This is a genomic window from Vibrio sp. 2130-1 (genome assembly GCF_033339515.1).
The window spans coordinates 178,360-199,497 of record NZ_JAWOUT010000004.1 but is presented as its reverse complement, the minus strand read 5'-3'; the positions used below and the strand labels follow the sequence as shown (position 1 = coordinate 199,497).

The 21,138-nt window shown below is 44.2% G+C and carries 23 protein-coding genes; 12 read left to right on the top strand and 11 right to left on the bottom strand.

Features of this window, described 5'->3' with window-relative positions; all coding sequences use genetic code 11:
• Nucleotides 1-23 precede the first annotated feature (23 nt).
• Nucleotides 24-830 (top strand): sulfite exporter TauE/SafE family protein, encoded by an 807-nt coding sequence (locus R7Q09_RS07635; protein WP_017635743.1) that lies wholly within the window; start codon nt 24-26, stop codon nt 828-830.
• A gap of 123 nt (nt 831-953) precedes the next feature.
• On the opposite strand, the gene R7Q09_RS07630 is transcribed toward R7Q09_RS07635, so the two are convergent.
• From R7Q09_RS07630 to R7Q09_RS07620, 3 genes are all read right to left on the bottom strand, one after another.
• Nucleotides 954-1,715 carry a hypothetical protein gene (locus tag R7Q09_RS07630; RefSeq protein WP_318071336.1) on the bottom strand — a complete coding sequence of 254 codons (762 nt, stop codon included), beginning with the start codon at nt 1,713-1,715 and terminating at the stop codon, nt 954-956.
• 540 nt (nt 1,716-2,255) lie between these two features.
• A complete protein-coding gene (locus tag R7Q09_RS07625; RefSeq protein ID WP_053350632.1) occupies nt 2,256-2,882 on the bottom strand; it encodes a LysE/ArgO family amino acid transporter in 627 nt (208 codons plus the stop codon).
• 1 nt (nt 2,883) lies between these two features.
• Entirely contained in the window at nt 2,884-3,588 is a 705-nt protein-coding gene (locus tag R7Q09_RS07620) for a B3/4 domain-containing protein (RefSeq protein ID WP_318070689.1), read from the bottom strand.
• Between the two features lie 45 nt (nt 3,589-3,633).
• Between R7Q09_RS07620 and R7Q09_RS07615 the strand changes: the two genes are divergently transcribed.
• On the top strand, nt 3,634-4,236 hold the full coding sequence (locus tag R7Q09_RS07615; protein ID WP_053350630.1) for a helix-turn-helix domain-containing protein: 603 nt from the start codon (nt 3,634-3,636) through the stop codon (nt 4,234-4,236).
• Nucleotides 4,237-4,530: 294 nt separating this feature from the next.
• Here R7Q09_RS07615 and R7Q09_RS07610 read toward each other — a convergent pair whose 3' ends face one another.
• On the bottom strand, nt 4,531-5,889 hold the full coding sequence (locus R7Q09_RS07610) for a PLP-dependent aminotransferase family protein (protein ID WP_053350629.1): 1,359 nt from the start codon (nt 5,887-5,889) through the stop codon (nt 4,531-4,533).
• Nucleotides 5,890-6,050: 161 nt separating this feature from the next.
• Between R7Q09_RS07610 and R7Q09_RS07605 the strand changes: the two genes are divergently transcribed.
• A complete protein-coding gene (locus R7Q09_RS07605) occupies nt 6,051-6,659 on the top strand; it encodes a LysE family translocator (RefSeq protein ID WP_154203933.1) in 609 nt (202 codons plus the stop codon).
• Nucleotides 6,660-6,828: 169 nt separating this feature from the next.
• Here R7Q09_RS07605 and R7Q09_RS07600 read toward each other — a convergent pair whose 3' ends face one another.
• A complete protein-coding gene (locus R7Q09_RS07600) occupies nt 6,829-7,074 on the bottom strand; it encodes a hypothetical protein (RefSeq protein WP_033906842.1) in 246 nt (81 codons plus the stop codon).
• A gap of 40 nt (nt 7,075-7,114) precedes the next feature.
• Nucleotides 7,115-7,330 carry a DUF3820 family protein gene (locus tag R7Q09_RS07595; RefSeq protein WP_005375557.1) on the bottom strand — a complete coding sequence of 72 codons (216 nt, stop codon included), beginning with the start codon at nt 7,328-7,330 and terminating at the stop codon, nt 7,115-7,117.
• Nucleotides 7,331-7,474: 144 nt separating this feature from the next.
• Between R7Q09_RS07595 and R7Q09_RS07590 the strand changes: the two genes are divergently transcribed.
• A complete protein-coding gene (locus R7Q09_RS07590; protein ID WP_170890045.1) occupies nt 7,475-7,783 on the top strand; it encodes a cysteine-rich CWC family protein in 309 nt (102 codons plus the stop codon).
• Between the two features lie 38 nt (nt 7,784-7,821).
• On the opposite strand, the gene R7Q09_RS07585 is transcribed toward R7Q09_RS07590, so the two are convergent.
• The gene (locus tag R7Q09_RS07585; protein WP_005375560.1) at nt 7,822-8,166 is read right to left on the bottom strand and encodes a HopJ type III effector protein; all 345 of its coding nucleotides are present in this window, start codon (nt 8,164-8,166) and stop codon (nt 7,822-7,824) included.
• Nucleotides 8,167-8,365: 199 nt separating this feature from the next.
• On the opposite strand from R7Q09_RS07585, the gene R7Q09_RS07580 reads away from it, so the two are divergent.
• Nucleotides 8,366-10,135 carry a choice-of-anchor I family protein gene (locus R7Q09_RS07580; protein WP_318070690.1) on the top strand — a complete coding sequence of 590 codons (1,770 nt, stop codon included), beginning with the start codon at nt 8,366-8,368 and terminating at the stop codon, nt 10,133-10,135.
• Nucleotides 10,136-10,206: 71 nt separating this feature from the next.
• Here the strand turns inward: R7Q09_RS07580 and R7Q09_RS07575 are convergent, their stop codons facing one another.
• Both R7Q09_RS07575 and phhA read right to left on the bottom strand, forming a co-directional pair.
• Nucleotides 10,207-10,545, bottom strand: a complete 339-nt coding sequence (locus R7Q09_RS07575; protein WP_005375563.1) for a 4a-hydroxytetrahydrobiopterin dehydratase — start codon at nt 10,543-10,545, stop codon at nt 10,207-10,209.
• Nucleotides 10,535-11,329: a phenylalanine 4-monooxygenase gene (gene phhA, locus R7Q09_RS07570; RefSeq protein WP_005391119.1), complete on the bottom strand. Its 795-nt coding sequence runs from the start codon at nt 11,327-11,329 to the stop codon at nt 10,535-10,537. The genes R7Q09_RS07575 and phhA overlap by 11 nt, the downstream gene beginning before the upstream one ends.
• Nucleotides 11,330-11,551: 222 nt before the next feature.
• Between phhA and R7Q09_RS07565 the strand changes: the two genes are divergently transcribed.
• The gene (locus R7Q09_RS07565) at nt 11,552-13,525 is read left to right on the top strand and encodes an acetoacetate--CoA ligase (RefSeq protein WP_171342532.1); all 1,974 of its coding nucleotides are present in this window, start codon (nt 11,552-11,554) and stop codon (nt 13,523-13,525) included.
• Between the two features lie 149 nt (nt 13,526-13,674).
• Here the strand turns inward: R7Q09_RS07565 and R7Q09_RS07560 are convergent, their stop codons facing one another.
• Nucleotides 13,675-14,250, bottom strand: a complete 576-nt coding sequence (locus tag R7Q09_RS07560; protein ID WP_017821100.1) for a class I SAM-dependent DNA methyltransferase — start codon at nt 14,248-14,250, stop codon at nt 13,675-13,677.
• A gap of 171 nt (nt 14,251-14,421) precedes the next feature.
• Between R7Q09_RS07560 and R7Q09_RS07555 the strand changes: the two genes are divergently transcribed.
• Both R7Q09_RS07555 and R7Q09_RS07550 read left to right on the top strand, forming a co-directional pair.
• Nucleotides 14,422-15,300 carry a LysR family transcriptional regulator gene (locus R7Q09_RS07555; protein WP_053307827.1) on the top strand — a complete coding sequence of 293 codons (879 nt, stop codon included), beginning with the start codon at nt 14,422-14,424 and terminating at the stop codon, nt 15,298-15,300.
• 176 nt (nt 15,301-15,476) lie between these two features.
• Nucleotides 15,477-16,370 carry a cation diffusion facilitator family transporter gene (locus R7Q09_RS07550; RefSeq protein WP_053303754.1) on the top strand — a complete coding sequence of 298 codons (894 nt, stop codon included), beginning with the start codon at nt 15,477-15,479 and terminating at the stop codon, nt 16,368-16,370.
• Nucleotides 16,371-16,521: 151 nt separating this feature from the next.
• Here the strand turns inward: R7Q09_RS07550 and yddG are convergent, their stop codons facing one another.
• The gene (gene yddG, locus R7Q09_RS07545; RefSeq protein ID WP_005389394.1) at nt 16,522-17,424 is read right to left on the bottom strand and encodes an aromatic amino acid DMT transporter YddG; all 903 of its coding nucleotides are present in this window, start codon (nt 17,422-17,424) and stop codon (nt 16,522-16,524) included.
• Nucleotides 17,425-17,544: 120 nt separating this feature from the next.
• Here yddG and R7Q09_RS07540 point away from each other — a divergent pair, with 120 nt between their 5' ends.
• From R7Q09_RS07540 to R7Q09_RS07525, 4 genes are all read left to right on the top strand, one after another.
• On the top strand, nt 17,545-17,694 hold the full coding sequence (locus R7Q09_RS07540; RefSeq protein WP_017634379.1) for a hypothetical protein: 150 nt from the start codon (nt 17,545-17,547) through the stop codon (nt 17,692-17,694).
• A gap of 12 nt (nt 17,695-17,706) precedes the next feature.
• On the top strand, nt 17,707-18,357 hold the full coding sequence (gene elbB, locus R7Q09_RS07535) for an isoprenoid biosynthesis glyoxalase ElbB (protein ID WP_017634378.1): 651 nt from the start codon (nt 17,707-17,709) through the stop codon (nt 18,355-18,357).
• Between the two features lie 333 nt (nt 18,358-18,690).
• The gene (yiaY, locus tag R7Q09_RS07530) at nt 18,691-19,839 is read left to right on the top strand and encodes an L-threonine dehydrogenase (protein ID WP_005442614.1); all 1,149 of its coding nucleotides are present in this window, start codon (nt 18,691-18,693) and stop codon (nt 19,837-19,839) included.
• Between the two features lie 149 nt (nt 19,840-19,988).
• Nucleotides 19,989-21,065 (top strand): PQQ-dependent sugar dehydrogenase, encoded by a 1,077-nt coding sequence (locus tag R7Q09_RS07525; protein ID WP_154203940.1) that lies wholly within the window; start codon nt 19,989-19,991, stop codon nt 21,063-21,065.
• Nucleotides 21,066-21,138 lie beyond the last annotated feature (73 nt).

Sequence of the window (21,138 nt, the reverse complement as noted above, 5' to 3'; positions counted from 1 at the left end):
ATTTTATCGAAGGCAGAACCATCATGAACGAACCTATCTTTATTATCTATTACATTACAGCAGGCTTGGGCATTGGCTTTCTCGCTGGACTCGTTGGTGTGGGTGGTGGTGGAATGGCCGTCCCTATTTTTGCGTTTCTATTTTCACTACAGGGAATAGCTGATACGGAAGTAGTGCATCTTGCGTTAGGGACATCAATGGCTTCGATGATTATTACAACATTGGGCAGCATGCGCGCTCACTACAAAAAAGAGAATGTAGACTCGACAATGGTAGGAAAAATGTTGAGCGGAGTTCTAGTCGGAACATTTTGCGCCACATTCGTAGCATCGTATCTACAAGGAGTCTATCTGGCAGGCTTTTTCAGCGTATTCATGTTGTATGTTGCTTATAAGATGTTTCTCAACACTGAAAATGAGTACAATCCGAACCCACATGGGGCTATCGGTAATATCACTGTAGGCTCGGTGATTGGCTCTGTATCAGCACTTGTCTCTATAAGCGGTGCGGGGTTGATCATCCCCTATCTTGTCCAGCAAAATTTTGAGGTAAAACGTGCTATTGGTACCTCTGCTGCGATAGGTTTCCCTATCGCGCTGTCAGGAAGCCTCGGTTACATGTTAAACGGATGGGGAAACACAGATTGGAACAACTTAGTATTAGGATACATATACCTTCCTGCAATGCTCAGCTTCTCCATTAGTAGCTACTTAACTACTAGCCTCGGCGTGCGTTGTGCAGAGTATTTCCCAAATAAAGTTCTTAAGAAAATCGTTGGTATTTTGTGTGTTCTTCTAAGTTTCAAAATGTTGGTACAAGTACTTAGTTAGAGCAAATAACACGGTCACTAGTAGGCCTTGCACTATGGTGAAAGGATAAGCCTGCAAAAACTTACTTCTCGCTTTGCTGGTCCAAGCACACAATGTGTAAGAAAGCTCCTCATTGTTGCACTCTTATGGCTTTGTTAACCTGGCCAGAATTACATCCAAAATGTGCTGATGATTGTCCTTTCTGGAAACCTCGTCACGCTCCTGGCAAAGTGCTTCCTCCCCTTCTGATGCGAGAATTTTAATGCCACGCTCAGTACATTCTGCGAACGCACTAAACTGACTCGCACTAGGAATCTCTTGAAACGTCACATTGGGAAGATCAACAAGTGATTCGGCTGGTGTCAGTGCGGGATGTAGCCGATCAGAAAGCGTCACCACGGTGATAGCATTGTTCATCAAGGCCAGAGTTTCAGGGACAAAAGTTTTCGTTAGCTCAGGGTTGATAACGACGACCGATTTCAGTTTGTTTTCAGACTGAAATCGGGGGAATTTTTGATCCGGGATGCTGGTAATATCAACGTTATTTTCACGTAACCAATGACAGTCTACATTGGTGGCGTTGTGACACGATGTTCGATATTTCTCCGGGCTTATTTGCGCTCCGGAGAGCATCAGCATAGATGTGCCGCCCAGAAAAAAGCCGACCCCCTGCACTGCATCAGTATCTACGCCTCCGGACAGTATCCCGACCGAACTTAATTCGTTCAGCCCAAGCACCAAATCACTGGTTCTGAATGTGATTTCATCAACAGCCATTTCTGCATTGATTTCGTTCGGTGCAGGAGGCTTTGGTACCACAACGACATAACCTTGTTGCGCCAGGCTCGAGGCTATCCAACCACTGTGGGAAAACGCTGACCGTGTTCCGCCCTGCGACAAAAGCACAACGGGAAATTTTCCACTTGCTAAAGGGGCATCTAACTGCGTTTCGACTGATTTAAAAATGTTCCCCCTACCAAACGTGAAATTGTTTTTTTTCGTTCGTTGTGGGATACCAATAATAGACTTCTACTGGCTTGTCTCTGTCTTCACTGAATGCCGTTTTGATTGTTAGCGCAGAATGGTATTTCGGCTCATTCGTACTGGCGCTGGCACTGACACACAATGTAGCGAGTAGAAAAGACATTATTATTTTGGTTTTCATTTTTCCCTCAGCCGGTCAACACATTATTCTGCACGGCATCTAGAAAAATAACGCGCAGGAGATTCTCCATATATTTTGCGAAACATAGCAATAAAGTTACTTGGAGTCGAGTCACCCAAAGCAAGTGCCTACTTTGAACTGCGCCAGCACTCTCTTGGACAGAAATAATTTAGAGCATTTACTTAAATTAGCAAAATGCGAATAACTTCTGGTATGGAAAATCTGTGTCCAATCTGGCAGGAGCAGTTTAGTTATTGGAAATGCAGCTTTATCGAGACGTTCTATATGTATTGGCTTAACAGAGGTGTTGCGAGCTTCAATGCAATACCAAACATGATGCATGAAATCGCAGAATCTAAAATTCTCCATGTTCTTGGCTTACTAAAAAGTGGGATCAACTTGTTAGCCAAATACACTAATCCATAAAACCAGATCCCTGATGCAATCAGTGCCCCTATAACAAACAATAGTTTTTCATCAGGTTCCATTTGAGCAGTCACACCACCAAGGATCACCACCGTATCCAGATAGACATGTGGATTTAAAAAAGTGATAGCCATCGCCATTAAAACGACTTTTAACCAACTCTGGGCAATGTCCGAATTTTCCAACTCTAGGTGACTTGAACCATTCCATGCTGATTTTGCAGATTGGTAGCCATACCAGAAAAGAAATACTACGCCGCCAAGAGTCAAAAGGTCTTTCCATAATGGTGCTTTATAGAGCAGTGTCCCTATACCAAGTACACCAGTACTGATCAGTAGAATGTCTCCAAGAAAGCAGATAGTGGCAACGGACAGTGCGTATTGCTTTTTTAATCCGCACTTTAATAGAAACGCATTTTGGCTACCGATTGCGACAATCAAACTTCCAGAAACAACGGCACCCGTTAACAAAGTATTTATCACATCAAACCTCAATGGATTTTGAAGCAAACACCAACGATTGCTCTATCACTGAATCAGGCATGATCACTTGCAAGTGTTTAATCATTTCTTGCCCCGCCTCCTGCAAGTGTTCTAGTGGCATTTCAGGCAAGCTTTCTAGAATAAACCACATGTTACGTGTGCCAGATTCAATTCGGGTTCTGACACCCTGCCTCCAGTTCCAACGACGACAAGTAACGCCTACTTCATCGCGCCAAATTACTTCCCCAACATCAGGGTTTTCAATTGAAGCCTCACCATTTTTCATGGTGTCAAAGGATTCAGAGCCATCTGCGATAGTGAGTGTTGGCGTTCCTTGATAACTGTCCATATCTTCACCACCTACGGGTATGGCGTATCGAATACTGATGGCATTATAAATATCCACAATAGGGTCAATGCTCTGCATTCCTCCATCTTTCAATACTCGTTTTCGCAGTGCAGCAGCCGAGCAAGGGGTTCGATTTGGTTTAGCGCCAAATTGACGAAAAACGTCTCCCCACGCATTGATGTGTGATTCTGCCCATGGATAGTCGTTCTCAATGACGGAAGTACATGCTTCTTGCAGAACCCGTTTTGCATACTCTTGGCTCTGAACTTCCGTTCCTTTAACGGATATGCTCAATGCTTTGAACTCTGGTGCAATCTGGGAAATTCGAGCATCGATTGACGGCACTACAACAACCATTAGATAATTCCTTCAGTGATTCATTTTCATGCAAGATACATTACAATGACCAAAAAAGTCAATATATCGACCAATGGTGGCACTGATGCTGATTTCATTAATCAAGCGGTAGCCGCAAGGATCAAGGAACATCGAAAAAGGCTCAAGTTGTCACTGGATGCCCTGTCAAAAAGAGCAGGGATAAGTAAAGGCATGTTAGTAGAAGTAGAGAAAGGGGCAGCTAACCCTAGCATTTCGACGTTGTGTAAACTGTCTGCTGCCCTTGGGATTTCGGTTGCCGATATTGTGAATGTTGCGAGTAATCCAACAGTCAACATCATTGATAAAGAGGACATTCCAACGCTTTGGACTGGCGAGCACGGTGGTAGCGCAAAACTTCTGGCGGGAACAAGCGGCCCAGATATGATTGAGTTGTGGCGCTGGAATATGAAACCATCAGAAGTTTTTGAATCAGCAGGTCATCCACAAGGCACGTTTGAACTTTTTCATGTTGAGTCTGGAATACTCACTTTGAATATTGATGGGAAAGCCATAGAACTGCATGAAGGTCAGTCCGCTATAGCTAAAACGGATGTCCCTCACAGCTACTCAAACCAAGCAGATTCGGATTTAGTTTTCACTATGAGCGTTGCTGAGTTACATCGATAAGCCCACTCATTTAGAGGCGAGTTCAAATAAGATTTATTAAGGCAAAGCCATACTCACAATAGATGGATTAGTACTAGCCCCAAGTAACAATGGGGCACTTTTGCGTTAGAAAGTACTCAACATGAAGGTTCTCGACAAAGATGAATCAACTCGATGCTGCCCAAAAGACGTCTAAGCGAGTTTCAGATTTCAAGTAACTTTTGAGACTTTGAGCACTTTATGTATATCGGTGTGTTCAATCCTAATAGAGCATTGAATAGTTAGATATTGAACAATCCATGTGAACTATGAAACTTAAGTTAACCGTGTGATTTGCTCTCTTACGATATCTAAAGCTGATTGCAATTGTAATCGGCTTAATGGACCTGCAAGTGATATCCTCACTGCTGCCGGCACTTCATACCGACCCACAGCAAACATTTCCGCTTCCCTCACTCTGACACCATGTTTCAACAACGACTGGTTAAAGTGATACCCTGTTAATGGCTCAGGCAAAGGTAGCCACACATTGTAACCAGGAACACCAATCTGGATTTCGGGAAATACTGCCTTCCAGATCCGATGACGTGCACTGAGTTCCATCGCTATCTCTTTGTCCACGGCTTGCATAGCTCCGCTAGTTAACCAACGACAAACAAGGTCGATTATCAAAGGGCTAACATACATACAACTGGCTCGTAGCGCACGTTGCAGTAAATCTTTGAACGACAAAGGCAGAATGATGAAACCCAGCCGCAATCCACCTGCAAAGTATTTAGAAAAACTGCCCACGTATAAGGTAATATCTGGAGCAATAGCAACTAAGGGACTCTTTCGATGAGACGGTGGGCAGTAGAGAACATCGTCCTCAATAATCAACACATTGTAACGACGACATATCTCTATGATTTTTAGTCTTCGGCTATCCGTTAACTGAGCTCCGGTCGGGTTCTGTATTCCCGGCGTAAGATAAAGCAGTTTTGGGCGATGCCTCTTACAGTGCAAAGCCAGATCTTCTGGATCTAATCCATGTTCATCGACTTTTACTGGCACTAGCTTTCGTTCGGATTGCTGACATGCATAGATGAACTCTGGATAACACAGCCCTTCAGCAAGAATTGTATCTTTAGGGCGGCTCAGAGATTGAATAATCAACGATATCCCGTGTTGCCCTCCATGAGTCCACACTAGACGCCGTGCATCAATATCGATATTGAATTTGGTCATCAGCCATTGTCGAAGAGTCTCGTTATGACCCCGAATGCCATCAGCGGAGTAGTAATCCAGCACGGCTGCCTGCGCAATTTCCTCGTGTGATAGCTCTTTCAACGCATTCGCAAGAAATTTCGGTTGCGATAATAGCAAAGGTCGGCAACGTGCCAGATCAATGCCTTTTTCTTCCAATACCGGATGATAAAAGTGGTTCAGTTCAGTTTCTCTGTTACGTACATAAGTACCGCTTCCTACTTTTGGTTCCGTTAAGCCCCTCCGCTCTAGCTCCCTATATGCCCTCGTCACCGTTCCAACCGTCACACCTAAGCGATAAGATAAAATACGCTGAGGAGGTAATTTAGTGTCTGGTTCGAGTTCACCACTCTCTATCACCTCTGCAATCGCTTCAGCCAGTGCCATAAACTTAGGTCCGGAACGACCCGATATATCAGGGACTAACATTGTCTCTCTCCGAAGGGGTACAATTAACTCTTGTATTCAGGATAAATAAGGCCTGACGAAAATGAAATCAAAGAATTGTCACCATGACGCATTAACTGTAGGTCTCTCTCACTTCATCCCTTTATTCTTGGCTTATCAGCACTAATTTGAGAAGAAAAGAAATGACAACATTATCGGACCTAACTCCAGCGATGAGTTTATTTGCGTTTGTCACCGCCATAACACCCGGCCCAAATAACTTATTGCTCGCCAACTCAGGGGCACAATTTGGTATAAGGAAATCATGGCGACACCTAATTGGTATCCGTATTGGCGTAATAGGGTTAATTCTGCTTTGTGCATGTGGTGTCGGTGTTGCCCTACAAACTCATCCAAGTTGGTATCTCGCTATAAAATACATCGGTCTGGTTTACATGTTCTGGCTGATGATTAAGCTGCTATGTACTAACCCTTTCGCAGGCAAACCCACTAAAAGCAAACCAATCAACGTAACTCAGGCTACGTTGTTTCAACTGGGTAATATGAAGGCTTGGATGGCATCACTTGCTTTGGTCACAAGTTATAGTCTCCCTTCTAACTATTGGCTCTCTGTTACATTGATTACTTTCGTGTTTACGACATTCGGACTGTTTGCAAATATTACTTGGGTCTGGGTTGGTAAAAAAATTCGTATTTATCTCAATACCGTATTAAGACAGCGCGTGTTCAACATCAGCCTAGCGACGATAACATTCATATCATTGTTACCAGTTTTGGGGCACTCTGCCTGAATGGCAAAGAGCAGAGTTTTGTATGTATAAAATTGCCAATTATCTAAATTCGGATTTTGAATTGTAACGCACTTTGGGACAAAAAAGAGTCAGCCTAACGGTCTGGCTCTTTTGAATGAAAAAATAGTCTGGTGGGAGAACTTGTAAGGCTGTGGCAGGTTACACTCACTTACTCCTTAGGCAGGTGACCAGTTTCCTTCGCAAGCTTTTGCATCGCCTCGGCAAACGTTGTTGTCCCGCCTTTAGCTTTAAGCTGTATTACCTTATATCCCAACTTTTCCAACGCTTGGCGCTCTGCCAAAACAGCTTTGTCATTGTGTTGGCTACCTTGAGCTGGCTGATGAATGTAACATCCCTCTAGTTTACCATCTTCGACCAATTGGTGATGTTTCAGTGCATCGATATCAAAATTCATAATAAGTCTTTTCATTAAGAGTGGGAGTTTCTGTGGCTAGTTACATACGCTTCAAAGGCTTCACGACACTATCTAAGCCTTCAATTTTGAGCGCTAAACATAGCTTGAGCAAATCCCCTAGCTCGCCGCTTGGCCAGCCCTTTTTATCAAACCACAGTAAGTATTCTTCAGGCAGGTCGATTAACACTCGCCCTGCATATTTCCCAAATGGCATTTGCATTCTAGCGAGTTTAATGAGGTTTTCTTTTTCTAACATAAGTGACAGAGAGTTAAGGTAACTCGTCCAAGGGTAACACTGGTTCTCCCTCCTCACCAGCAAATCGCAGTCACGTTTATTTTTGGCGGCCTTGACTCGCTTTATGCTAGAGTACGCGGCATAAAAAATGAGAACGAGAAAGCAATGAAGTCACCTTGTCGAGCTGCATGTAAAAATAACGCCGGAATATGCTCTGGTTGTCACCGAACGATGGATGAAATCATCCAATGGAAAGACAAAACCGATCTCCAACGAGATGCGATTATCGAACAAATCGCAGGAGAAGATTCAACGCACAGTTGTCCTGAGTGCGGGACTCAAGCCCATTGTGATATCTCCGCAGGCAAAGAGACATGCTGGTGCTTTACTATTGAAACCCGTGATTTACCCAAGCCAAGCGCCAACCAACTGTGTTTGTGCCGAAAATGTCTAGAAAAAAAGCCAGTCGCGTAATACGACTGGCTTACTGATCATCGTTTTCTGACTGGTGTTTATTTAGCGGTTAAAGCGGACGCTTCAAACTTAATGCCTTCCCACCCTGTCACCATAAAATTACGAATATTCTGGTGATCGCTGTTCTCTGGATGCTGCAATACATCTTCACGATAAAAACGGCCAAAGCAGGCTAGCGTCGCTTCTTTGTCTAGGTTGTTTAGCAAACCGAAAGCGAAGATCTTACACGAACCGTTGTTCTCGCCTGCATTGTTTTGTGTCTCACCATTTACAAAAGCGGTTGGCTCAAACGTATAGTTATCTTCGATCACCGCCATCGTTGCTTCAAATTCGACCTGCTCTGGTGACGCTGCCAATAAATCTAAAAACGATTTTAATTCCATTATTCCTCTATCCCTACTTCATCATATTGATGACACATTAGTTTCATAAAAAGCCAATATAAGAGTCATCAATCATACATATATTCAGAGCCTTACCAAATCAAACGTCATTCAGCGCTCTATCATTCCAATTGCGGAAATGGACAGCAGCATAAAACCCATGCTGATTGACAACCTATCGGATTGATAAGGAGATATCATGATCACCCCTTTAAAGGCAATCGGTGTACTCGCATTGTCATCACTTGCCATCGCGTGTTCATCACAACCCGAAGATACCGTGGCTTCATTCGCTACACAATGCAAACCTACCACTGCACCCGTTACTGGGGAAACGTCAATTCAAGGTTTAACGTTTATCGGAACATCCGTTGCTGATGCTCCATTCGACACATCGGCAGCTGAAATCGTCAGTTATGACGCCTGTACGGATAAGCTCTATGTGGTTAATGCTGAAGCAAAACGTGTCGATGTACTTTCTATGGATGACAACGGCGTACCAACGCAAAGCGCATTCATTGATCTCAACAGCGCTGGCGAAGCAGCGGGCATTGAAATTGGCGCAGCAAACAGTGTCGCTGTATTCAATGGTTTGGTAGCAGTTGCGATTGAAAACAGTAATAAACAAGCGAATGGTATTGTTGGCTTGTACCGCTCCGACGATTTGTCATTAGTCACGACGTTCCCAACAGGCGCATTGCCAGACATGGTTGGCTTCTCAAAAGATGGCCGATACATCGCAACCGCTAATGAAGGAGAACCAAACAGCGATTACAGCATTGACCCTGAAGGTAGTATCACTTTGATCGATCTGAGCCTTGGTGTTACTCAAGCAGAAGTGACACAAATTGGCTTTAACGAATTTGATGGTTCACGAAAAGCAGAGCTCCCAATGAATGTGCGTATTTCGGGGCCAAACGCCACCATCGCACAAGATCTAGAGCCGGAATACCTCACTTTTGCAGATAACGGTAAAATCTATGTCGCGCTACAAGAAAATAACGCCATGGCAATCGTCAATCCAGAGAGCAAATCGGTAGAAAAAATTGTTGGCTTAGGTGAGAAGTCTTGGTCGGGCGCTAAACTCGATGCATCCAACAAAGACAAAATCATTGGGAACTTGAAAAGCTACCCACAACTGGTTGGCTTATTTATGCCTGACACTATCGACAGCTACTCAGTGAATGGGAGTACTTACATCGTATCTGCAAATGAAGGCGACGGGCGTGAGTACGGATTCAAAACCACTCAAGAACTGTGCGACAAAGCTGGCTTTATGTGGGATGAAGACGATTACCTTGGTACAGATGAATACACATCTGAGCAAGGGAGCTGTTTAAGCCATATTGATGAAGTGCGCGGTAAGAAGCTGAAAGTAGCAGCAGAACACCCATTGGCAGAGGCACTAAAAGACAACAAACAACTCGCGCGTTTAAAAGTGATTAAGCCGGAACAAACGCTTTCTGCACAAGAGAATGTTCAATCATTTGGCGCGCGTTCATTCTCGATTTGGGATAAAAACGGCAAATTGGTCTTCGATAGTGGTGACGATTTCGCGACTATCGCGCTGCTGAATGAAGGTAAGAACTTCAACAGCACCAACGATAACAATAATAGTGGCGATGACCGAAGTGATGATAAAGGTATTGAGCCAGAGGCGATTGAAGTAGCACAAATTAACGGTCGTCATTACGCGTTTATCGGCTTGGAGCGTCAAGGCGGTATCATGATTTATGACATCACAGACCCGAAACAAGCGCAGTTTATGCATTACGTCAACCGCCGTGATTACAATCAGCCAGTATGTACAAAAGTCGAAGATGGCGAATGCATGAACGACACATACAATCCAAAAGCAGGCGATTTAGGCCCAGAATCCATTAATTACTTTACCCGTAATGGTGGTCATTTTATCGCCGTTGGCAATGAGGTATCGGGCACGACATCCGTCTTCCGAATCAATCTATAAAGTAATGTAAAAGTCATTTAGAACCAAAACGCCCGACGTAAGCCGGGCGTTTTTTTGTATGAGGTAATGTCCTACTCTGCCGATGCTAGCGCGTCACACTTTGATGCGCAGATAAAATCGTTTTTATGCAGACCTTTGATAGAGTGACTCCACCACGTTACGGTAACCTTACCCCATTCCAACAAAATAGAAGGATGGTGGAACTCATCTTCTGCCAGTTCCGCGATTTTGTTACTGAAAGCCCATGCTTGTTTGAAGTTCTTAAATTTATACACCTTTTCTAGTTGAGGTATATCTTCTCTTTCAATGATCTGCCAATCAGACAATTGCAGAAGCAGAGACTGTTGCTCTTCTTTGCTTAGTGCAATGGCATCGATACTACAAGCTTCGCATTTTTGTTCATTCAACATGAGCAGGTTCCTTTGGTTCAAAAAGTGGAGGAAGCAGTCCAGCTTCAATCGCTAGATCGGCTTGTTTCAATAAATTTAACTGACTGATTTTAAAGAGCTGAGAAAAGTCATCAATCACGTAGTACTTCGGTTGCATGATGTCGATACGATAAGGCGTTCTCAGCACAGTTTGTAATTCAAATGGGTCGCGAATTGCTACATCACTCTCTAATGCGTAGAGGGTTTCGCCAGGAGATGAGAGAATACCACCACCGTAAATTTTGGTTTTGTCCCCTTCTTTCACCAAGCCAAACTCTACGGTAAACCAGTAGAGGCGAGCGAGATAGGCTCTTTGTTTTGGGGTAGCGGCTTGCCCTAGTTGACCATAATGTTCGGTAAATGCAGCAAAATCTGGGTTGGTTAACATCGCACAATGACCAAATATTTCATGGAAGAAATCCGGCTCTTGCAAGTAATCGAACTCTTCTCTGGTACGCAAGAATGTGGCGACGGGAAAGCGCTTATTACCGAGTAGATTAAAAAATCGGTCGAAGTCAATAAGCGCAGGAACGGGCTCCACTTGCCAACCTGTTGTCTCCATCAGGACACGATTAATTTCTGGCAATTGAGGAACGCGGTCTTGAGGTAAATCAAGCAGCGTTAAACCGTGTAAATAAGCCTTACAAGCTCTGTTTTGGATCACACCCATTTGTCGTGTTACCAAATCTCGCCAAATGGCGTCTTCTTCACGGCTCCATTCAACCCTGCCTTCCTGGTTTACGGGTTTAGAACGATACTGAGTCATGGCACATCTCCATTAACAAATCCTTTACATTAAGCCTATCTTCAGTCTTAAGAGCTTCCAATCCCTGCGCGATTTTCTCAGCACCATCCCGATGTAACATATTGTTTACAATGCATCGTAACTGCATGATTTTTATGACACGATATAATCTCTGGCTTGTTTGACTTTATCGTGTATTCCTCTCAAACTAAAACCTGTTATCACTTTGTTATAGAGGGACCTATGCGCGAGAGCAGCAAAGTATGGCAACCGAGCGAAAGTCGTATCGAAGAAGCCAACATTACACAGTTTATTGAACACATTAATCGACAAGGAAATACCCTTGAAAGCTTCGCTGATCTGCATCAATGGTCACTCGATCATGTAGAAAAATTTTGGCAAGAAGTTTGGCTATTCTGCGACGTCATTGGCACTCAGGGAGAGACCATAAAAGAGCGAGCAGAAAGTCGCTGGCAGCAACCTGTTGAAAATAGGGATATAAAATGGTTCCCAAACGCGCAAATTAACTACGCCGAAAATTTGCTAACCTACGCGTGTCACCAACCCGATGATCTCGCGATTTGGTTTGAAAATGAACGTGAAGAAAAACAGACCTACACCTGGAAACAATTGTGCGAAGAAGTTTCGAGTGTGCAGCAATGGTTGAAAGAATGTGGAATTAAGCAAGGTGATGTCGTCGCTGGTTATTTACCTCACCTACCTCAAACGGTGATAGCCATGTTAGCAACCACCAGTTTAGGGGCAACCTGGACTTCTACCTCACCTGATTTTGGCGTTGAAAGCGTTTTGGAGCGCTTTGGTCAAGTGAAACCTAAAATCCTGTTTACTTGTGATGGCTATACATTCAATGGCAAAACTTTCGATATGTCTGAGAAAAACCAGCATATTGCGGATCATCTTGATGGTCTTAAACAGGTTTGCCAAATTAGCTACCTGAAACCACACATTTTTGAATGCGACGTCTGCACTCAAGATTGGCAAAACGTCCTGAATCAATACACACCCGAAGCGCTGACTTTTACTCGTGTTAATTTTAACGATCCGCTATTCGTGCTCTATTCTTCAGGCACGACAGGCAAACCGAAATGCATCGTTCATTCCGTCGGCGGAACAGTGCTTAACCATTTGAAAGAGCATCAACTGCATTGCGACATCCAACCGAACGACAGAGTGTTTTATTACACGACCTGTGGCTGGATGATGTGGAACTGGCACGTTTCTTCACTCGCGAGCGGCGCATGTTTAGTAATTTTTGATGGTAGCCCTGTTTATCCCACTCATAACGTGCTTTGGGACCTCGCTGAACAAGCCGAAGTGACGCTGTTTGGAACTTCGGCGAAATACCTAGAGGCATTGGAAAAAGTTTCTTTTTCTCCGCCGAAAAGTGATGCATTTCCAAGTCTGAAAACCATTTGCTCAACGGGCTCAGTTCTGTATCCAGAACAGTTTGATTATGTCTATCAGCACATTAAAGAAGATGTCCACCTCGCATCGATCTCAGGCGGGACAGACATTTGTGGCTGCTTTGTGTTAGGCAACCCTATTTCTCCCGTTTATCGAGGAGAGTGCCAATCAGCGGGATTAGGGGTCGATGTCAGAGTCTTTAACCCGCAGGGTAATAGCGTAATCGGAGAGCGCGGTGAGTTGGTTTGTGCCAATTCATTGCCCAACTTCCCCGCTGGCTTTTGGAACGACACCGGGGAGAGATATCATCGTGCTTATTGGGATAAGTTCGACAATATTTGGCACCACGGCGACGATGTTGAACAAACCAGCGTTGGTGGATACGTGTTTTATGGTCGAAGTGATACCACGTTGAATCCCGGTGGCGTAAGAATCGGCACGGCCGAAATCTATCAGCAAGTGAACAGTATAGACGGTATTCTAGATTCCATCGCAGTAGGAAAAGAAGTCGATCGCAACGAACAAATATGGCTGTTTGTCCAATTAGTCAAAGGGGTAGAGCTCAATGACGAGATGATCGCTTCCATCAAAGCACAGCTAAAGTCTGCATGTTCTCCAAGGCATGTACCTAGTGCGATTTACGCAATAAGCGATATACCTAAGACACGCTCAGGAAAGCTGGTCGAGTTAGCCGTTAAGCAAGTCGTTAACAACCGAAACGTCGAAAATTTAGGCGCAATAGCCAACCCTGAAGTGCTGGAGGAGATACGCAGGATAGTCGTCTCAAAATAACCTCCGAAGACTTAGTTGTTCGAGTATGTCCTTGCCTGCACCACGACGACTTGTTTAGAGCAAGTGAAGTTACATATACCCTCAGCAGATAAGAAAAAAGCGAGCTTGTTAGCTCGCTTTTGTCATTTTGTGTTCTTTATTCAGCAGTATTAGCGACGACCAAGCCCCATTAATACCGACATTGTTTTACCATCAGATGTAATGTCAAAAACGTGTTGCGATTCAACTTCAGTAAAGCCTGCTTCTTTCAGTGCACGCTCAGACTTCGCAAGGGTAAAACCGTCTTGTTCACATTCTGCAATCCAATCAAAATGAACAAAATAGCCGCCGTGGTTAAGTAGAGAATGCGAGATCGTTAATGACGCGTCTAAGTCTTCCACAAACGCTAAAACTGATGATGCAACCACCAAGTCGAACTGTCCACGAAACGCAGGGTGCTGAGCGACCAAGCCGCGAGATAATGCATCTACCACAGGTTCTACGTTGACGAGCTCTTTTTTATCGAGTTCCTCAATCATGGCTTCCGATGCGTCTAATGCTACGATGTCTTTAACCATCGGTGACAATCGTTGACTTAACTGCCCTGTTCCGCATCCAAAATCTAGTACTTTAATGCCATCAAGCTGAGTTAGCTGTTGTAACTGCTCAAACACCGACTGCGCAAATTGCTCTGTTGCTGGATTTGATTCCCAGTTTTTTGCTAAGCCGTCCCAATCTTGTGCCATCGTGGCCTCCATGTTCACTTTTTGTAACCCACATAGATTACCGCAAAACCGTTAAAAGACCATAGACTTATCTGGCGGATTCGCGTTTTTTTCGATAATCTTTCATGGCTTTGGGAGCGCATCTGCATAATACCCAAATTATTTGAATTCATTTATTGGTTGTGTCAAATCATGAACTTAACTCAAGTAGAAGCCTTCTGCACCATCGCTGAGTGTGGTTCTGTTTCTGAAGCGGCAAGGCAACTCGACTGCAATCGCACCAAACTCAGTATGTCGATTAAGGCATTAGAGAAAGATCTCGACGTTGAATTGTTTAACCGAACTGGCAACCAGCTCACCCTCTCTGAAGCTGGGAAAGCCATTTACAAAGATTGCGAACACCTACTTATCATCGCACAACGGGTCAGAAAGACCTGCGCTCAAATCTCGGAAGGGTTTAACGCGGAAGTTTGGGTAGCACGTGACGACTCCTTACCTGATGATCTCTGGCAAGAATTATCTCATACATTGAATAACCGCTTTCCTTCAACAACCTTCAACTTAATCTTGGCATCCAGTGGCGACTTAGCCAACTTGGTCAGTACCCACCAAGTAGATTTTGCTTTCGGCGTTGATTATGAGCGAGTAGACGATCCTCGTATCGTATACAACCCGTTAGGCAAGATACGTATGATGTCAGTATGCAGTGTAGAACACCGCCTAAGTAAGATGCGCCGTGTCTCAGACGAAGATCTACGTAGTCAAATGCAAGCACTAATGGTGTACCTAAATGAGAAAGACAACCCTGAACTGCAACCTTTCTCGACTCGATATATTGGTTTTTCGAGTTTTGACTACATGCTGAACACCATCTTAGAAGAAGACGCTTGGGGCGTGCTTCCAGAACCATTAATCCGCCATTACCTTCGTCAGCAGAAGCTCGCCGTTATCAAACACACATACGGATTGACGCAAGAAGACTACTGTATGTTTTCACCTAACGGCCATGCTGAGCATCCTGCAATGACGTGGTTAGCAGATAAATTGAGCGAGTATTTATTTGACTTCTAAACATTTTATCAGTGAGCGTCAATTTTACTGACACCAAAAAATAACAGTAAGCCATTGTTTTATAGGAATATAAATAAAAACGCAATTTTTTAGATTAGTTACTGGTCACTTTGTGGTTGCCTAAATTACCTTATGAGCGAAGAATAGTAAGGTATTAAAATTCAAAGGCATCTTTTATGTGTGACAGGACAAGCAAAAACGAAAACCGTATTCTAACCATTTCAGCCCTTTTGGCATCTGGGTTCGCTGCTGGTGGTATGGTACTTGGCTTGCTTGTAGGATCAATTGTCATCGTGTTTGACGGTGTTTACTCTTTGGTCAGCTTACTGTTAACTTTATTGTCACTGGCCGCTTCTTACTATATTAACAAGCCTTCAAAATCTGTATTCCCGTTTGGAAAAGCGGTCTTAGAACCAATCGTTATTGCGATAAAAGCAGCCGTCATTTTAGTGGTTGTAAGCTTCTCTCTCTACTCTGCGATATCAGCATTGATGTCTGGAGGTCGCGAGGTCGATGCTTCTATTGCGACCTTATTCGGCATCGTGAATGTTATCGGTTGTGGTTACGCTTGGTGGTTTATGGCGAAACGCAGCCGCCGCTTCTCATCAGGCTTGATTGAAGCGGAGAAAAAACAGTGGCAAATGGATACTTTGTTGAGTGTGGCGGTGACCGTAGGATTTATCTCGGCTTGGGCTGTTTCACTAACGCCATTCTCTGAGTATGCGGTATATGCCGACCCCATGATGATGGTTTTAATGGGCTTTTACTTCCTCAAAGTACCGTTCGATATGCTAGTAGGTGCCTTACGTGAACTACTAATGATGGCACCAAGCAAAGAGCTGTGTCAGAGCGTTGGCAAAGATGTTCTTGAGATTGAAAAAGTAACTGAGCATCAATTGAAACTGGCTGGCGTAACGAAGGTGGGCCAAGAGCTACGAGTAAATGTGGACGTACATATTGATGACGACACATTGGAGCTTGATACACTAGAGCACACTCGTAAGCAGCTTATCAAGCGACTGTCGAAGCACAGATTCAAGCTTCAACTACACTTGAACGTCGCTTATTAGAGTGCCACCAAAGAGCCGTTAAAACTCAATAAAAAGCTCCCAATCTCGGGAGCTTTTTTAATTTTTTCGATTTAGTTTCTTCGTATTCGAATACAGCTCGCAAGGGAGATCTGTTCGTTGCTCACTTAAATTCTCTGATCTCGTTGGTAACTTACCCAGCCGCTTCGCGCTTCTCTTTGGTGACTAACCAACACATCAGCGAGCCCACCGTTACCATCACAACGCCCTGCCAAAAGCTATGGCTCAGAGTTACGCCAAGAATAATGGAAGAAAATAAAGCGGAAAAAATGGGTGTGAAGTAAGACAAGGTGGCGAGAAAAACCATATTGCCGCCAACGATCGCGATATTCCATAAACCATAACCACCAGCCATTAAAGCCGCAGAGGCCACTAAGTACCCCATCGCTTCCCAACTGAATGTCATTGGTGGCTCATCCGTAAACGCGTATTTGACCCAAAGCGAAACAGCTGTTGCAATAAAAAACAGGGTAATCGCATTATGTTTAGATTGCTGCCTTTGGGTTAAGTTGCAATAAAAAGCCCATATAACCGCGCCAGCGAAAGCCATAAAATACACCAGAGGGTTACTACTAACATTGGACATGATCTGAGTTATGGATAAGCCATTCTCACCGCTCACAGTCCAAGCAACCCCAACAAACGCCAGCGTAACTGCGGGATAAAGCAACCAGTTTGTTTTTTTATTGCTGCCAAGGACCGCAAATAAAACCGTCAGTGCGGGCCAAAGGTAATTGACAATCGACACCTCAATTGCCTGCGCGCGCGAGTTGGAATATCCCAAAGATAGAGCGAGAAATATTTCATAACAGACGAACATCGCACCACCAAGCGCAAGATACTTGGGAGAAAAGTAAGACAACTTTGGAATACCGACCACGATAAGAAGGAAAACAGAGCTAAGAGAGTACAACATGGCTGCCCCGCCTACAGGACCTAAACTCTCCGTAACCAACCTCGCGATGCCAAGCAGACAACTCCAAGAGAGAATCGCGATACAACCATAAAGTGTGAAACGAAATTGCACTGATTTCATGTGACCTACCACTCACGAATGCCAAAGGAAACGTCAGCTTAACTCAAAAATGATCAGGTTCAACGTACTGTTTTATAAAAATCAGTATAAAAATCATTCTATTAAGCCGTTGGAGTCGATATGAAACATTTTCTGCCCTCTAGTGTTATGCTTACACCCTTTGTTGTGCGCTACTATGATGAAGATGACAACGAGAGTGAAAACGTTAAAACACATTCGGAAACGCATGGTCTAGATAGCGAAGAGCAATCTAAGGAACGTTCAGAGTAAAGGAATCCAAACATGAAAAAAGTCGCAGTCATTTTAAGTGGTTCAGGCGTTTACGACGGTTCTGAGATCCACGAAGCAGTGTTGGCGCTCTACGCCATCGAGAAGGCAGGTGCAACTTGGCACTGCTTTGCACCTAACATTGACCAACTCCACGTCATCAATCACCTAACTGGTGACGAAATGGATGAAACACGTAACGTATTGATCGAATCAGCTCGTATTGCACGCGGAAATATTGACGATGTCGCCAAACTTAACGTCGATGAATACGATGCCCTACTGCTTCCAGGTGGGTTTGGTGCCGCGAAAAACTTAACCGACTTCGCTGTTTCGGGTGCGGAGTGCTCCATTAACACACACGTAGCTCAAGCTTGTCGCGCGTTTGCTAATGCGAAAAAACCAGCTGGCTATCTGTGTATTTCTCCTGTCATTATTCCGATGATTTATGAGCAAGGCGTGAAAGGAACGGTAGGCAACGATGAGGCAGTCTCAATAGCATTTAATCAAATGGGCGGTGAACACACCACGTGCCCTGTCGAAGACATCGTTTTTGATGAAAAACACCTCGTACTTTCAACCCCTGCTTACATGTTGGCAGAGAATATCTCTCAAGCGGCTTCAGGTATCGAAAAGTTAGTATCAAAACTGATTAAAATAGCTTAATTATTAGTAGTTAGCTTATAAAACACTTCCCTATCCCCATTGATAATTAAGTTATTAATGGGGATTTTTTATACTTTAGTCGAATTTAGAGATATATCCGCGTCAGAAGTCAATTTCTGCCAATCGTTTGCGTCCATAGTTTCATATTTGTTCTACTTTATATCAGTGTTGCACTTATACGCAGTGCAACAAGATCACTGTCACAGTTTTTCTCTTGCAAGTACCTCTAAGTGGGTAAACTTGCTTTAGATCAACTTCAATCTGGAAACGAATGTGCGACAGTAAATGGCAAATTAAGAAAGATTATTAAAAATAACGACGGAGCTATCCAATATGACAAGTGCATTTTTTATCCCTACGGTAAACCTAATGGGCGCTGGTTGTTTGAAAGACGCAGCAGACAGCATCCAATCTCAAGGCTTTAAAAAAGGTTTGATCGTTACGGATAAGATCCTTAACCAAATCGGTGTAGTCAAACAAGTTCAAGACCTTCTCACTGAGCGCGATGTAGCAACCGTTGTGTTTGATGGCACTCAACCAAATCCAACTATCAGCAACGTTAACGACGGCTTAGCACTTCTTACTGATAACGAATGTGACTTCGTTATCTCTCTAGGCGGCGGTTCACCACACGACTGTGCGAAAGGTATCGCGCTTGTTGCTTCTAACGGCGGCAAAATCGCAGATTACGAAGGCGTAGACCAGTCTGCAAAACCAATGATGCCACTTATCGCAATCAACACGACGGCAGGTACTGCATCTGAAATGACGCGTTTCTGCATCATCACTGACGAAGAGCGTCACATCAAGATGGCTATCGTTGATAAGCACACAACACCGCTTATCTCGGTAAACGATCCAGAGCTAATGCTCGCTAAACCTGCTTCGCTAACTGCGGCAACAGGTATGGATGCCCTAACTCACGCGATTGAAGCTTACGTATCTATCGCAGCAACACCAATCACTGATGCAGTAGCAATTAAAGCGATTGAGCTTATCCAGGCTTATCTACGCACAGCAGTGAAAAACGGTGAAGATCTAGAAGCTCGTGAACAAATGGCATACGCGCAGTTCATGGCGGGTATGGCATTCAACAACGCGTCTCTAGGTTACGTACACGCAATGGCACACCAGCTAGGTGGTTTCTATGACCTTCCACACGGTGTTTGTAACGCGATTCTTCTACCTCACGTACAGCGTTACAACGCGCAAGTATGTCCTGAGCGTCTACGTGACGTAGCAAAAGCAATGGGCGTAAATGTAGAAGGCATGTCTGCTGAAGCAGGTGCAGCGGCAGCAATCGACGCTATCGTTACTCTAGCGAAAGATGTGGGTATCCCAGCAGGTATCAAAGAGCTTGGTGCGAAACTAGAAGACATCCCAACACTAGCAGACAACGCACTGAAAGACGCTTGTGGTTTCACTAACCCTAAACAAGCAACTCACGAAGAAATTTCTAAGATCTTCGAAGAAGCGATGTAATCTCGCTAACTAAACAATTCTCTAGCCTTAATTCAATCCCCGATCTCGTATCGGGGATTTTTTACATTCATATACAAGTGAATCTCTGCCAAACATAGTCTTTTAGTGTTAGCTTTTAAGTATTAACACGATTCATATTGGAAGGAACCATGAGAACGATTGCTGCTGCCCTACTCACTTGTTTATCCTTTTCTGCCAACGCTGCCGAATACCGCGCCAACGAAGTGGCGAATGGATTTCAGATCCCTTGGGGGATCGAGTTTTTAGATAACCAACGCGTTATTGTCAATGAAAAGAACGGTACGGTTTCGTTGCTGGATATCACCACAGGCAAACCTCAAAAGCTGTTTAACGTCCCCAATGTGAACACCAGTGGACAAGCCGGCTTATTGGATGTCGCGCGCGCACCGAATGCCGATACGCAAAACCCGCAACTCTTCTTTACCTACAGCAAGCGCACGAGTAAAGGCAATACGGTGGCGTTAGCGACGGCGCAATTGCAAAACAATCAACTTGTGGGTTGGAACGATCTCTTTGTTGCTGATGCCATCACCGACACAGGGCGTCACTACGGCAGTCGACTTTCATTTGTTGGCGACAAAGTTTATTTCTCAATCGGTGACCGTGGCGAACGTGATAATGGGCAAGACACTCAAACCCATGCTGGCAGTATTCTGCGCCTTAACCTTGATGGTTCGGTTCCGCAAGACAACCCATTCAAACCTTCCCAAGCTCGTCCTGAGATATGGAGTTACGGGCACCGTAACCCACAAGGTATGTTTTACGACGAAGCAACAAAACAGCTGTGGTCTATTGAACATGGACCACGGGGTGGCGATGAAATTAATCTAATCAAGAAAGGCGCGAACTACGGCTGGGCAAAAGTCTCTCATGGTAAAGAGTATTGGGGTCCGTTGGACGTCGGGGAAGCTAAGTCGTTACCGGGAATGGAAGATCCAAAACTGGTATACATCCCTTCTATCGCGCCCAGTAATATGATTTTGTACCGTGGCGATAAGTACCCTGAATTGGACGGAAAAATCCTCGCCGGTGCATTGAAACTGGCGCACATCAACGTGGTTTCTATTGAGAATGGCAAGCTCACCGAATCAAAAAGATTGATGGAGAATCTTGGTGAGCGAGTAAGAGATATAACCATCAGCCCCGATGGTTATATCTACTTTTCTACCGACAGCGGCAAAATCTTTCGTCTTGAGGAAAGGTAATCAAACACTAAAATCGTTAAGACTATTTAATTTGTGACGTACTAGTGATTTATTTTCGTACAATCCAAGCAGA

What these genes read in the sequence shown, in the direction of transcription:
- R7Q09_RS07635 (WP_017635743.1), top strand. Translation starts at nt 24, where the DNA reads ATGAACGAACCTATCTTTATTATCTATTACATTACAGCAGGCTTGGGC.
- R7Q09_RS07620 (WP_318070689.1), bottom strand. Translation starts at nt 3,588, where the DNA reads ATGGTTGTTGTAGTGCCGTCAATCGATGCTCGAATTTCCCAGATTGCA.
- R7Q09_RS07615 (WP_053350630.1), top strand. Translation starts at nt 3,634, where the DNA reads ATGACCAAAAAAGTCAATATATCGACCAATGGTGGCACTGATGCTGAT.
- R7Q09_RS07610 (WP_053350629.1), bottom strand. Translation starts at nt 5,889, where the DNA reads ATGTTAGTCCCTGATATATCGGGTCGTTCCGGACCTAAGTTTATGGCA.
- R7Q09_RS07605 (WP_154203933.1), top strand. Translation starts at nt 6,051, where the DNA reads ATGACAACATTATCGGACCTAACTCCAGCGATGAGTTTATTTGCGTTT.
- R7Q09_RS07600 (WP_033906842.1), bottom strand. Translation starts at nt 7,074, where the DNA reads ATGAATTTTGATATCGATGCACTGAAACATCACCAATTGGTCGAAGAT.
- R7Q09_RS07595 (WP_005375557.1), bottom strand. Translation starts at nt 7,330, where the DNA reads ATGTTAGAAAAAGAAAACCTCATTAAACTCGCTAGAATGCAAATGCCA.
- R7Q09_RS07590 (WP_170890045.1), top strand. Translation starts at nt 7,475, where the DNA reads ATGAAGTCACCTTGTCGAGCTGCATGTAAAAATAACGCCGGAATATGC.
- R7Q09_RS07585 (WP_005375560.1), bottom strand. Translation starts at nt 8,166, where the DNA reads ATGGAATTAAAATCGTTTTTAGATTTATTGGCAGCGTCACCAGAGCAG.
- R7Q09_RS07580 (WP_318070690.1), top strand. Translation starts at nt 8,366, where the DNA reads ATGATCACCCCTTTAAAGGCAATCGGTGTACTCGCATTGTCATCACTT.
- R7Q09_RS07575 (WP_005375563.1), bottom strand. Translation starts at nt 10,545, where the DNA reads ATGTTGAATGAACAAAAATGCGAAGCTTGTAGTATCGATGCCATTGCA.
- phhA (WP_005391119.1), bottom strand. Translation starts at nt 11,329, where the DNA reads ATGACTCAGTATCGTTCTAAACCCGTAAACCAGGAAGGCAGGGTTGAA.
- R7Q09_RS07565 (WP_171342532.1), top strand. Translation starts at nt 11,552, where the DNA reads ATGCGCGAGAGCAGCAAAGTATGGCAACCGAGCGAAAGTCGTATCGAA.
- R7Q09_RS07560 (WP_017821100.1), bottom strand. Translation starts at nt 14,250, where the DNA reads ATGGCACAAGATTGGGACGGCTTAGCAAAAAACTGGGAATCAAATCCA.
- R7Q09_RS07555 (WP_053307827.1), top strand. Translation starts at nt 14,422, where the DNA reads ATGAACTTAACTCAAGTAGAAGCCTTCTGCACCATCGCTGAGTGTGGT.
- R7Q09_RS07550 (WP_053303754.1), top strand. Translation starts at nt 15,477, where the DNA reads ATGTGTGACAGGACAAGCAAAAACGAAAACCGTATTCTAACCATTTCA.
- yddG (WP_005389394.1), bottom strand. Translation starts at nt 17,424, where the DNA reads ATGAAATCAGTGCAATTTCGTTTCACACTTTATGGTTGTATCGCGATT.
- R7Q09_RS07540 (WP_017634379.1), top strand. Translation starts at nt 17,545, where the DNA reads ATGAAACATTTTCTGCCCTCTAGTGTTATGCTTACACCCTTTGTTGTG.
- elbB (WP_017634378.1), top strand. Translation starts at nt 17,707, where the DNA reads ATGAAAAAAGTCGCAGTCATTTTAAGTGGTTCAGGCGTTTACGACGGT.
- yiaY (WP_005442614.1), top strand. Translation starts at nt 18,691, where the DNA reads ATGACAAGTGCATTTTTTATCCCTACGGTAAACCTAATGGGCGCTGGT.
- R7Q09_RS07525 (WP_154203940.1), top strand. Translation starts at nt 19,989, where the DNA reads ATGAGAACGATTGCTGCTGCCCTACTCACTTGTTTATCCTTTTCTGCC.